At 72.3% G+C, this 11,835-nt stretch carries 11 protein-coding genes; 7 read left to right on the top strand and 4 right to left on the bottom strand.

Features of this window, described 5'->3' with window-relative positions; translation table 11 throughout:
* From GTY56_RS41675 to GTY56_RS34020, 3 genes are all read right to left on the bottom strand, one after another.
* Positions 1–138, bottom strand: a 138-nt coding sequence (locus tag GTY56_RS41675) for an SDR family NAD(P)-dependent oxidoreductase (protein ID WP_161369145.1), incomplete at its 3' end; no start/stop codon positions are given.
* Positions 139–184: 46 nt separating this feature from the next.
* Positions 185–1,804, bottom strand: a complete 1,620-nt coding sequence (locus tag GTY56_RS34025) for a phytoene desaturase family protein (protein ID WP_161369144.1) — start codon at positions 1,802–1,804, stop codon at positions 185–187.
* Positions 1,797–2,309, bottom strand: a complete 513-nt coding sequence (locus tag GTY56_RS34020) for an SRPBCC family protein (protein ID WP_161369143.1) — start codon at positions 2,307–2,309, stop codon at positions 1,797–1,799. Before GTY56_RS34020 ends, GTY56_RS34025 begins: the two co-directional genes overlap by 8 nt.
* A 169-nt stretch (positions 2,310–2,478) precedes the next feature.
* On the opposite strand from GTY56_RS34020, the gene GTY56_RS34015 reads away from it, so the two are divergent.
* Together GTY56_RS34015 and GTY56_RS34010 are read left to right on the top strand one after the other, a co-directional pair.
* Positions 2,479–2,682, top strand: coding sequence for a hypothetical protein (locus GTY56_RS34015; protein WP_161369142.1), 204 nt, complete (start codon positions 2,479–2,481; stop codon positions 2,680–2,682).
* 213 nt (positions 2,683–2,895) lie between these two features.
* Positions 2,896–4,290 (top strand): glycoside hydrolase family 16 protein, encoded by a 1,395-nt coding sequence (locus GTY56_RS34010; protein WP_161369141.1) that lies wholly within the window; start codon positions 2,896–2,898, stop codon positions 4,288–4,290.
* A gap of 51 nt (positions 4,291–4,341) precedes the next feature.
* On the opposite strand, the gene GTY56_RS34005 is transcribed toward GTY56_RS34010, so the two are convergent.
* A complete protein-coding gene (locus tag GTY56_RS34005; RefSeq protein WP_161369140.1) occupies positions 4,342–5,229 on the bottom strand; it encodes a helix-turn-helix domain-containing protein in 888 nt (295 codons plus the stop codon).
* 156 nt (positions 5,230–5,385) lie between these two features.
* Between GTY56_RS34005 and tkt the strand changes: the two genes are divergently transcribed.
* From tkt to GTY56_RS33980, 5 genes are all read left to right on the top strand, one after another.
* Positions 5,386–7,461, top strand: coding sequence for a transketolase (tkt, locus tag GTY56_RS34000; RefSeq protein ID WP_161369139.1), 2,076 nt, complete (start codon positions 5,386–5,388; stop codon positions 7,459–7,461).
* Between the two features lie 20 nt (positions 7,462–7,481).
* A complete protein-coding gene (gene tal / locus GTY56_RS33995; protein ID WP_161369138.1) occupies positions 7,482–8,627 on the top strand; it encodes a transaldolase in 1,146 nt (381 codons plus the stop codon).
* On the top strand, positions 8,624–10,318 hold the full coding sequence (zwf, locus tag GTY56_RS33990; protein WP_161369137.1) for a glucose-6-phosphate dehydrogenase: 1,695 nt from the start codon (positions 8,624–8,626) through the stop codon (positions 10,316–10,318). The genes tal and zwf overlap by 4 nt, the downstream gene beginning before the upstream one ends.
* Positions 10,315–11,250, top strand: a complete 936-nt coding sequence (opcA, locus tag GTY56_RS33985) for a glucose-6-phosphate dehydrogenase assembly protein OpcA (protein WP_161369136.1) — start codon at positions 10,315–10,317, stop codon at positions 11,248–11,250. The genes zwf and opcA overlap by 4 nt, the downstream gene beginning before the upstream one ends.
* Positions 11,243–11,835: phosphoglucose isomerase-related protein (locus tag GTY56_RS33980; protein WP_524540174.1), on the top strand; the 593-nt coding region annotated here is incomplete at its 3' end. The genes opcA and GTY56_RS33980, both read left to right, overlap by 8 nt.

The following is an 11,835-nucleotide window of genomic DNA, read 5'->3' as shown; positions in this document are numbered from 1 at the left end:
GTCCAGGACGGGCTTCTCGTGGCCGACGAGCGCCACCCGGGCCCCGCGCCGGGCGGCCTCGCGGGCCAGTGCCGCGCCCACGCCGCGGGCGGCCCCGGTGACGACGACGGTGCGCTCGGCGAGCGGGCTGCTGTTCATGGGCTGCACTTCCTTACGGAGCCGGACCCTTCCGGGCGGGGCCGGGTCAGCGCCTGGCTCCGGTGCGGTCGCGTTGGGCGAGGAGCCGCTGGGCGCGGGCCAGACCGGGGGGCCGGTTGCGGCGCAGGGCGGCCCGGGCGGCGTTGGCCCCGGGCGCGCCGTGCACCCCGCCGCCGGGGTGGGCTCCGGAGGAGGCGAGGTACAGGCCGGGCACCGGGGTCTCCGGACGGCCGGTGCCGGGCAGCGGGCGGAAGACGAGCTGCTGGTGCATCGCGGTGGTGCCCCCGTTGATGGCGCCGCCCGCGAGGTTGCCGTCGAGCGCCTCCAGGGTCGGGGGCGCCAGGATGCGCCGTCCTCGGATGCGGGAGCGGAAGCCGGGCGCGAAGCGCTCCACCTGGCGTTCGACGCGGTCGGCCATGAGCTCCTGGTCCTTGGTGTCCCAGCGGCCGGTGACGCCCTCGTCGGCTGCGTCCGCGCGGATCTCGTGGGGGACGTGCGTGTAGGCCCAGGCCGATTCGGTGCCCTGCGGGGAGCGGGTGGCGTCGGAGGTGGTCATCTGGCCGAAGATCAGGAACGGCCGGTCCGGGACCTGCCGCATGGCGATCTGCGCGGCGAAGCGGGTGAGTTCGTCCATGCCGTCGGCCAGGTGCACGGTTCCGGCCCGGGACGCCGGCTCTGCCTGCCAGGGCACCGGGCCGTCGAGCGCCCAGTCGACCTTGAACGTGGCGAAGTCCCACTGGAAGCGCCGCAGGTCGTCCAGGAGCTGCGCGGGCAGGTGCTCGGGGTCGAGAAGGCCGCCGTACAGGGCGGGCACCGACACGTCCGCCAGCACCGCGCGGCGGGCCGGTACCGCGTCCCCGCCCGCCGTGCGCACGCCCACGGCCCGTCCGCCGCGCACGACGACGTGCTCGACGCGCTGCCCGCAGCGCACCCGCCCGCCCAGGGTCTCCAGCCGCCGGACCAGGGCGGAGGTCAGCGCGCCGGAGCCGCCGACCGGGACCGGGAAGCCGTAGGTCTGGCCCAGCATGGTCATCAGCCAGCCGAAGCCGCCGCTGCCCGCGGACTCGGGGGCGAGGTCCGCGTGCAGGGCGTTGCCGGCCAGCAGCAGGCGGCCGCCCGCGCCGCGGAACTCCTCCTCCCCGAGGCGCCGCACCGGCAGCACCAGGGACCGGGCCATGCGCAGTCCGCCCGCCGCCCGCAGCCGCAGCGCCAGCCGCGCCGTGGCGCGCACGGGCGGGAACGGGGTGAACAGGGCCTGAAGGAGGCCGGGGCGCAGGCTCTGCCACACGTCGTGCAGCCGCCGCCAGGCCGCTCCGTCGCCCGGCTCGAAGGTGTCGAGGGACGCGGCGGTGGTGCCGATGTTCCGGTCCAGGACGGCGCAGCTGCCGTCGGTGAGGGGGTGGGCCAGCACGCTGGGCGCGTGGCTCCAGCGCAGTCCGTGCTCCTCGGGGTGGAGGGCGGCCAGGACGGGCGAGGCGGCCGCGAGGGGGTAGAAGGAGCTGAACAGGTCGTTGACGAAGTCGGGGTCGACACCGCGGTCGTGGCGTACGGCGCCCCCCGGTTCGGGCTGCTCCTCCAGCACCTCCACGCTCCATCCGGCGTCCGCGAGGACATTGGCGGCGACCAGTCCGTTGGGGCCCGCGCCGATCACCACGGCGTCAGGCATGGCCGGCTCCGTCCGCCTCGGATCCCACGGTCACCTGGCCCAGCGGGCGGCGGCGGCCGCTGCCCGGAGTCCGTGCCTCGGCCTCGCAGAGCCTGGCCAGGCGGGCCAGCATCGTGCGGTGGCGCAGCTGGATCAGCGCTTCGAAGCCGACGTTGTGCAGCCGGCCGCCCGCGCCCCGCAGAGGGTGCTCGTCCACGATCACCAGGCAGTGCTCGCCCCAGGGCCGCAGCTCGATGGCGATGCGTGCCGTGCCCAGCGCACCGGCGTGGGCCTCCAGCTCCAGCCGGCTGCCCTCCTCGCAGTGGCGGACGACGGTCTCGTTGTCGAGCCGCAGGGGTCCGAGCCGGATCTCGTAGTGGATGGCCGCGCCGGTGCGGGGCCACTGGCCGCGCACGGGGTGGGACTCGGCGGTCCCCACCACCCACTCCGCGTAGCGGTGGCCGTCGGCGAGGACGTCCCACACGGCGCCCGGGCCGACTCGGATCAGGTGATGGCGTACGGCCACGGATGCCTCCTGGTGCCTCGACCGGTCGTCCGTCGTCCACCCCGAGTGCCCCGCGGCCCCGTGTTCAACAGCGCGGAGTGCCGAGGGTTCGGCCGGGCAACCGTCGTGGTCCGCCGTGCGTCCGACTCTGCGGGGTGCCGGGCGGCACACGCGACGGGGGGAGCCGGCGATGACACGGTCGGGCAGGGCGCGGTGGTGGATGCTGCGGTCGCTGGCGCTGCTGGTTCTCATGGGGGGTGCCGGGCTCGTCTTCGCCTGGGCCGAACCTCCGGAGTGGACCATGGGTGTGCCTGTCGTTCTCTGGCTGATGGTCGACGACGTGCTGCGTCACCGGGCCAAGAAGCGCGAGGCGGGTCCCGGGCGAACCGGCTGAGAGCGCTCTCGCGCGGACCCTCGCGTCGCGCCGTCGTCCGCAACTCCCGCGCAGCCCGCCATCCGCAACTCCCCCAGCTCACCGGGCGTTCAAGCTGTGCACACACCACGACCTCAGCACTTTTCCTGGCTTTACCTCTTGACGCCCCGGACGCCGTGGAGCACATTGACGGCACTTTGAGAGCGCTCTCACCCCTTCCCGAGAGGCCCCCACATGAGCGGAACCTCAAGCACTCCCCGCAGACCCCGCCCCTTCCGGCGGGCGTTCGTCGCCGTCGTCAGCACCCTCGGCCTCGCGGCGGCCGCCTCCGCGGTCGCCACCCCGTCCGCGAACGCCTCCGCGCCGCCGCCCCCGTCGGGCTGGACGCAGGTGTTCGTGGACGACTTCAACGGCGCCGCCGGCTCCGGCGTCAACACCGCCGACTGGCAGTACGCGACGGGCAAGGGCTATCCCGGCGGTCCCGCCAACTGGGGCACCGGCGAGATCGAGACGATGACGAACAGCACGGCCAACGTCGCGCTCGACGGCAACGGCAACCTCCGGATCACGCCCCGGCGGGACGCCGCCGGCAACTGGACCTCCGGCCGAATCGAGACCAACCGCACCGACTTCCAGCCCCCGGCCGGCGGCAAGCTCCGCGTCGAGTCACGCATCCAGGTGCCGAACGTCACCGGGGCGGCCGCCAAGGGCTACTGGCCGGCGTTCTGGATGCTGGGCGCGCCGTACCGCGGCAACTACTGGAACTGGCCGGCGGTCGGCGAGCTGGACATCATGGAGAACACCCAGGGCATGAACACGGTGTTCGCGACGATGCACTGCGGTACGTCCCCGGGCGGCCCCTGCAACGAGACCAGCGGCATCGGCGGATCGACGACCTGTCAGGGCACTTCCTGCCAGGCCGGCTTCCACACGTACCGGATGGAGTGGGACCGCTCGACGAGCGTCGAGGAGATCCGCTTCTCCCTCGACGGCGTCACCTTCCACACCGTGCGCGCCAACCAGGTCGACGCGACCACGTGGAAGAACGCCACCGGCCACGGCTTCTTCATCATCCTGAACGTCGCGATGGGCGGCGGCTTCCCCGATGCCTTCGGTGGCGGCCCGGACGCCGGGACGCAGCCGGGTCACGCGATGGTCGTCGACTACGTCCAGGTGCTGTCGTCCGGCGGCGGCACCACACCCCCGCCGACCGGGAACCGGGACGCCTACTCCGCCATCCAGGCCGAGTCCTACGACGGCCAGTCCGGCGTGATCACCGAGACGACGGCCGACACCGGCGGCGGGCAGAACGTCGGCGCGCTCGCAGGCGGCGACTGGCTGCACTTCAAGGGCGTGAACTTCGGCTCCACGGCGGCCCGGCAGTTCAGCGCCCGGGTCGCGAGCGGCGCGGCGGGCGGCGTCAGCGGGCTGGTCGAGGTCCGGCTGGACAGCCGCAGCAACGCGCCTGTGGGGAGCTTCGCGGTGGGCAGCACCGGGGGCTGGCAGTCGTGGCGGACCGTCCCGGCGAACATCAGCGGCGTGACCGGCACGCACGACGTGTATCTGACCTTCACCAGCGGGCAGCCCGCGGACTTCGTGAACGTCAACTGGTTCACCTTCGGGCACTGACCACGTACGAAGAGGGGCTCCACGCGCGCGTGGAGCCCCTCTTCTGCGCCTTCAGCGCAGCTCCGCCCGGAAGGCCGCCGGGGTCTGGTCCGTGTGTTGGTGGAAGAACTTGGAGAAGTTGGCGGCGTCGGGGAAGCCGACCGCCGCGCCGACCCGGCCGATCGGCAGTTCGGTGTGGGCGAGGAGCCGCTTGGCCTCCAGGACGACACGCTTGTCGATGAAGGCCTTGGGAGTCTCGCCGGTCGCGGCGCGCACCGCGCGGACCAGGGTGCGGCGGGAGTAGCCGAGCGCGTCGGCGTAGGCGCTGACGCTGTGGTTGGTGGCGAAGTCCCGCTCCACGGCGTCCCGGAAGAGGGTGAAGGTGGAGTCGGTCCGCCGGTGCAGGGCCGGGGCCGAACGCGCCGCGAGATCGGCGAGCCGCAGCAGGAACGCCGACAGCGTATGGCGCAGGACGGCGGTGTGCAGGCTCGGCGGGAGGGTGTCCGCGTCCTCGTACTCGCGCCGCAGCTGGGCGAGCGCGGCCTGAAGACCGGCGAGTTGAGCCGCGTCGGGGCGCAGCAGCGGCGGCAGGTCGTAGCGGTAGAGGCCGGTGGCCTCCACGGTCGAGCGGGGCAGGAAGCCGGGCTGCATGGTCAGCGCGGTTCCGCGGTACTCGCCGGTGCGCGAGAACCGGTGGACCTGCCCCGGGCGGATCCACAGCAGGTCCCCGGCCGTGGCCTCGTGCTCGGTGAAGTCGACCATGTGCCGGACCGGGCCCGCGCCGAACAGCATCACGACGTGGAAGTCGATGCGGTGCACGCGCTCCAGGGGGGCGTCGGCGTGCCAGGTGCGGCCGGCCCCCATCGGTCCGACCTGCATGCCCACGCCGCCGACGCTGAGTTCGACCGGGAAGGGGAAGGTATCGATCCCGTCGCCGCCTTCGATGTTTCTGTCCGCCATATCCGCCTTGTACCGCCCCGTTCGTGCGCCCTGCCGCCGGTGGTGTCCCACTTTCACCACAGGCTGGCACACGCCGACCTTCCACCGTAAAAGTCAGACTTTTAGTTTTGAACGCGTCAGACCAGCCACTCCGCTCCGAGCGAGGACTTCTTGAAGATGAGCACGCAGACAGCGGACAGTTTCGAATGGACCGAACTCGACCGGCGTGCCGTCGACACCGCGCGTCTCCTCGCGGCCGATGCCGTGCAGCGGGTGGGCAACGGACACCCGGGCACCGCGATGAGTCTGGCTCCGGCCGCCTACACGATCTTTCAGAAGGTGATGCGGCACGATCCCGCCGATCCCGAGTGGAGCGGCCGTGACCGCTTCGTCCTGTCCCCCGGCCACACCTCGCTGACCCTCTACACGCAGCTCTACCTCGCGGGCTACGAGCTGGACCTGGACGACCTGAAGGCGTTCCGCACGCACGGCTCCAAGACGCCGGGCCACCCCGAGTACGGTCACACCGCGGGGGTGGAAACCACCACGGGCCCGCTCGGCCAGGGCGTCGCGAACGCCGTCGGCATGGCGATGGCCGCCCGTTACGAGCGCGGCCTGTTCGATCCGGACGCCCCCGGCGGCGACTCACCCTTCGACCACACCGTCTGGGCGATCGTCTCCGACGGCGACCTCCAGGAGGGCGTCTCCGCGGAGGCCTCCTCGCTCGCCGGCCACCAGCGGCTCGGCAACCTGGTCCTCCTCTACGACGACAACCACATCTCCATCGAGGGCGACACCGCCACCGCCTTCTCCGAGGACGTGCTGAAGCGCTACGAGGCGTACGGCTGGCACGTGCAGCGGATCGAGCCGCAGGAGGACGGCGACGTCGACGTACGCGCACTGTACGCGGCCCTGCGGGCGGCGCAGGCGGAGACCGAGCGCCCCTCGATCATCGCGATGCGCACGATCATCGCCTGGCCGGCCCCGAACGCGCGGAACACCGAGGCCTCGCACGGCTCGGCGCTCGGCGAGGACGAGGTCGCCGCCACCAAGCGCCTGCTCGGCTTCGACCCGGAGCGGTCGTTCGAGGTCGCCGACGAGGTGCTGGCCCACACCCGCCGGGCCCTGGACCGGGGCGCCGAGGCGCACGCCGCCTGGGACAAGCGGATCGCCGCCTGGCGGGGCGACAACCCGGAGCGGGCCGCCACGTTCGACCGTGTCAGCAAGGGTGAGCTGCCCGAGGGCTGGCAGGACGCCCTGCCGGTGTTCGAGCCCGGCAAGACGGTCGCCACCCGCGCCGCCTCCGGCAAGGTCCTCCAGGCGCTCGGCCCGGTCGTGCCCGAGCTGTGGGGCGGTTCCGCCGACCTGGCCGGCTCGAACAACACCACCATCGACAAGACCAGTTCGTTCCTCCCGGCGGACAACCCGCTGCCGGAGGCCGATCCGTACGGCCGCACCGTCCACTTCGGCATCCGCGAGTTCTCCATGGCCGCGGAGATGAACGGCATCGCCCTCCACGGCAACACCCGCATCTACGGCGGCACCTTCCTGGTCTTCTCCGACTACATGCGCAACGCGGTGCGGATGTCCGCCCTGATGCAGCTGCCGGTGACGTACGTGTGGACGCACGACTCCATCGGCCTCGGCGAGGACGGCCCGACCCACCAGCCGGTGGAGCACCTGGCCGCGCTGCGGGCCATCCCGGGCCTGAACGTCGTACGTCCCGCCGACGCAGGCGAGACCGCGGTCGTCTGGGCCGAGATCCTGAAGCGGCACAGCACCGCCCCGGCCCCGCACGGCCTCGCGCTCACCCGCCAGGGCGTGCCCACGTACGAGGCGGACCCGGACGCGGCGCGCGGCGGTTACGTGCGGTTCGAGGCGGAGGGCGGCATCCCGCAGGTGATCCTGATCGCGACCGGTTCCGAGGTGCACGTCGCCGCCGGGGCGCGCGAGCTCCTCCAGGGCGCCGGTGTGCCCACCCGTGTCGTGTCGATGCCGTCCGTGGAGTGGTTCGAGGAGCAGCCGCGTTCGTACCGCGACGCCGTGCTTCCGCCGTCCGTGCGGGCCCGGGTCGCCGTCGAGGCCGGGATCGGCCTGACCTGGCACCGGTTCGTCGGGGACGCGGGACGCATCGTCTCCCTGGAGCACTTCGGCGCCTCCGCCGACGCGAAGACCCTGTTCGCCGAGTACGGCTTCACCCCCGAGAACGTCGTCGCCGCCGCGCGGGAATCCCTCACCGCCGCCCGCGGCTGATCCGAACGCCCCGAAAGAAGATGATGACTGTGACCGAAGCGACCGCGACCGCGGGAGCACTCAAACGCCTGTCCGACGAGGGCGTGTCGATCTGGCTCGACGACCTGTCGCGCCGGCGGATCGAGTCCGGCGGCCTGGCCGGGCTCGTCGCCACGAGGAACGTCGTCGGCGTGACCACCAACCCGTCCATCTTCCAGGCCGCCATCGGCTCCGGGGCGGGCTACGAGGAGCAGCTCGCGGACCTGGCGGTGCGCGGTGTGACCGTCGACGAGGCCGTCCGGATGATGACGACCGCCGACGTCCGGGCCGCCGCCGACGTGCTGCGGCCGGTGTACGAGGCGAGTGGCGGCCGGGACGGCCGGGTCTCCATCGAGGTCGACCCGCGCCTCGCCCACGACACGGCGGCGACCGTCGCCGAGGCCCGGCAGCTGGCGTGGCTGGTGGACCGTCCGAACGTGATGATCAAGATCCCGGCGACGAAGGCGGGCCTGCCGGCGATCACGGAAGTGACCGGAGCGGGCATCAGTGTCAATGTGACGCTGATCTTCTCCCTGGAGCGCTACCGCGAGGTGATGGACGCCTATCTCGCCGGCCTGGAGAAGGCGCGGGCGGCCGGTCTCGGCCTGTCGGCGATCCACTCGGTCGCGTCGTTCTTCGTCTCCCGCGTGGACTCCGAGATCGACAAGCGGCTGACGCTGCTGGGCACGGACGAGGCCCTCGCCCTGAAGGGCCGGGCGGCCCTGGCCAACGCCCGGCTCGCCTACGAGGCGTACGAACAGGTCTTCGACGGGGAGCGCTGGCAGGCCCTGGAAGGCGCCGGAGCCAACCGGCAGCGCCCCCTTTGGGCCTCCACCGGTGTGAAGGACCCCGCCTACAAGGACACCCTGTACGTGGACGAGCTGGTCGCCCCCGGCACGGTCAACACCATGCCGGAGGCGACGCTGAACGCCGTCGCCGACCACGGCGACGTCCGGGGCGACACCGTCACCGGCGGCTACGACCGGGCCCGCGCGGACCTGGCGGCCGTCGAACGGCTAGGCATTGCATACGACGAGGTGGTGCGGCAACTGGAGGACGAGGGCGTGGCCAAGTTCGAGGTGGCCTGGCAGGACCTGCTGGACGCGGTCACCAAGTCCTTGAACAGCAAGGGAGTTGACGCGCAATGAGCGAGGGCATCGAGGGCATCCCCCAGACGGCCGAACAGGAGACCAAGGGCACCAAGGAGGACAAGGAGGCCCGGGCCGCGCAGGAGGCGGCCGGGGTCGAGCAGACCGGGGTGAGCGGCACGGCGGAGGCCGTCCCGTCCGCGGACCGTGCCGACACCGACACCGACACCGACTTCATCAACCCGCTGCGCGACCCGCAGGACCGCCGGCTGCCCAGGATCGCGGGCCCCTCCGGGCTGGTCATCTTCGGCGTCACCGGCGACCTGTCCCGCAAGAAGCTGATGCCGGCCGTGTACGACCTGGCCAACCGCGGTCTGCTGCCGCCGGGCTTCTCCCTGGTGGGTTTCGCCCGCCGGGACTGGGAGGACCAGGACTTCGCGCAGGTGGTGCACGACGCGGTCCGCGAGCACGCCCGCACCCCGTTCCGCGAGGAGGTCTGGCAGCAGCTCGCCGAGGGCATGCGGTTCATCCCGGGCGACTTCGACGACGACACGGCGTTCAAGCAGCTGCGCTCCGCCGTGGAGGAGCTGGACGCCTCCCGGGGCACCAGCGGCAACTACGCCTTCTACCTCTCGGTGCCGCCCAAGTTCTTCCCGAAGGTCGTGCAGCAGCTGAAGAAGCACAAGCTGGCCGACGCCCCGGAGGGTTCCTGGCGCCGCGCGGTCATCGAGAAGCCGTTCGGGCACGACCTGCGGTCGGCCGAGGAGCTCAACCGCATCGTGCACGAGGTGTTCGACCCGGAGCAGGTCTTCCGCATCGACCACTACCTGGGCAAGGAGACCGTCCAGAACCTGCTGGCCCTGCGCTTCGCCAACCAGATGTTCGAGCCGATCTGGAACCGGTCCTTCGTGGACCACGTGCAGATCACCATGGCCGAGGACATCGGCATCGGCGGCCGTGCCGGGTACTACGACGGCATCGGCGCCGCCCGTGACGTCATCCAGAACCACCTGCTCCAGCTGATGGCGCTCACCGCGATGGAGGAACCGGCCGCCTTCGACGCCGCCTCGCTGCTCACCGAGAAGCTGAAGGTCCTCAAGGCCGTGCGGCTGCCGCAGGACCTGGGGCAGGGCACCGTGCGCGGGCAGTACGCGGCGGCCTGGCAGGGCGGCACGAAGGTGCGCGGCTACCTGGAGGAGGACGGCATCGACCAGTCGTCCACGACCGACACGTACGCCGCGGTCAGGCTCCAGGTGGACAACCGCCGCTGGGCCGGTGTCCCGTTCTACCTGCGCACCGGCAAGCGGCTGGGGCGCCGCGTGACGGAGATCGCGGTCGTGTTCCAGCGGGCCCCGCACTCCCCGTTCGACTCCACCGCGACCGAGGAGCTGGGTTCCAACGCGATCGTCATCCGCGTCCAGCCGGACGAGGGCATGACGGTCCGCTTCGGCTCGAAGGTGCCGGGTACGTCGATGGAGATCCGGGACGTGACGATGGACTTCGCCTACGGCGAGTCGTTCACCGAGTCGAGCCCCGAGGCGTACGAACGGCTGATCCTCGACGTCCTCCTGGGCGACGCCAACCTGTTCCCCCGTCACCAGGAAGTGGAAGAGTCCTGGAAGATCCTCGACCCGATCGAGCAGTACTGGGCCACGCACGGCCGGCCCGCGCAGTACGCCTCGGGCAGCTGGGGACCCGAGGAAGCCGACGAGATGCTCGCACGAGACGGACGGAGCTGGCGCAGGCCATGAAGATCGACCTGACCGACACCACGGCAAGCAAGATCAACAAGGCGCTGGTGCAGGGCCGCCGCGCCATCGGCACGCCCGCCGTGGGCATGGTCCTGACGATGGTGATCGTCACGGACGAGGAGAACGCCTACGACGCGATCAAGGCGGCCGAGGAGGCCTCGCACGAGCACCCCTCGCGCACCCTGGTCGTCATCAAGCGGCACGCCCGCACCCCGCGCGACCGCCAGTCCTCCCGGCTGGACGCCGAGGTCCGGGTGGGCGCCGACGCGGGCACCGGCGAGACGGTGATCCTCAGGACCTACGGCGAGGTGTCCGACCACGCCGACTCGGTGGTGCTGCCGCTGCTGCTGCCGGACGCCCCGGTGGTGGTGTGGTGGCCGGTGGACGCCCCCGAGGTGCCCTCCAAGGACCCGCTCGGGGCGTTGGCCCAGCGGCGGATCACCGACCTGTACGCCGTCGAGAACCCCCTGGAGACGCTCCAGGCCCGGGTCCGCTCCTACGCGCCCGGTGACACCGACCTCGCCTGGACCCGGCTGACGCCCTGGCGTTCGATGCTGGCGGCGGCGCTGGACCAGGCCCGGGCGCGGATCACCTCGGCGGCGGTGGAGGCCGAGGCCGAGAACCCGGCCGCCGAGCTGCTGGCCCGCTGGCTGGAGGCACGGCTGCACGTTCAGGTGGACCGCGTGGTCACCGCCGGGCCGGTGGTGACGGCGGTGCGCCTGGGCACGCAGCACGGGGAGATCGTCATCGACCGCCCCGAAGGGCCGCTGGCCACGCTGACCCTGCCGGGCCAGCCGTCGCGCACCCTCGCGCTGAAGGTCCGTGCCACCTCCGAACTCATCGCCGAGGAGCTGCGGCGCCTCGACGCGGACGAGATGTACGCCGTCGCCCTGAACGGCGCGGCGACCGAGGAGACCCCTGCCCATGTCTGACTCCCCCGACGGAACCCCCCGGCTCACCCGGCGGCCCGAGTGGACCGCCCTGGAGGACCACCGCAAGGACGCCCTGCCGCAGCCCGGTCTGCGCGAGCTGTTCGCGGCGGATCCCGGGCGGGCCGAGCGCTACGTGGTGCACGTGGGCGACCTGCGGATCGACTACTCCAAGCACCTGGTCACCGACGAGACGCTGGCCCTGCTCCAGGAGCTGGCCGCCGCGGCCGACGTGTCCGGGCTGCGCGACGCCATGTTCCGCGGCGAGAAGATCAACATCACCGAGGACCGGGCCGTGCTGCACACCGCGCTGCGCGCCCCGCGGGACGCCGTGATCGAGGTCGACGGTGAGAACGTCGTCCCGGGCGTGCACGCCGTGCTCGACAAGATGGCGGACTTCGCGGACCGGGTGCGCTCCGGCGAGTGGACCGGCCACACCGGCAAGCGGATCCGCAACGTCGTCAACATCGGCATCGGCGGCTCCGACCTCGGCCCGGCGATGGCCTACGAGGCGCTGCGGCCGTTCACCGACCGGGAGCTGACGTTCCGTTTCGTGTCGAACGTGGACGGCGCCGACCTGCACGAGGC

Origin of the sequence: Streptomyces sp. SID5643, assembly GCF_009872555.1 — a bacterium.
GTDB lineage: Bacteria > Actinomycetota > Actinomycetes > Streptomycetales > Streptomycetaceae > Streptomyces > Streptomyces iakyrus.
Note: the sequence above shows the minus strand (reverse complement) of the source record. Positions and strands in the feature narration are given on the sequence as shown.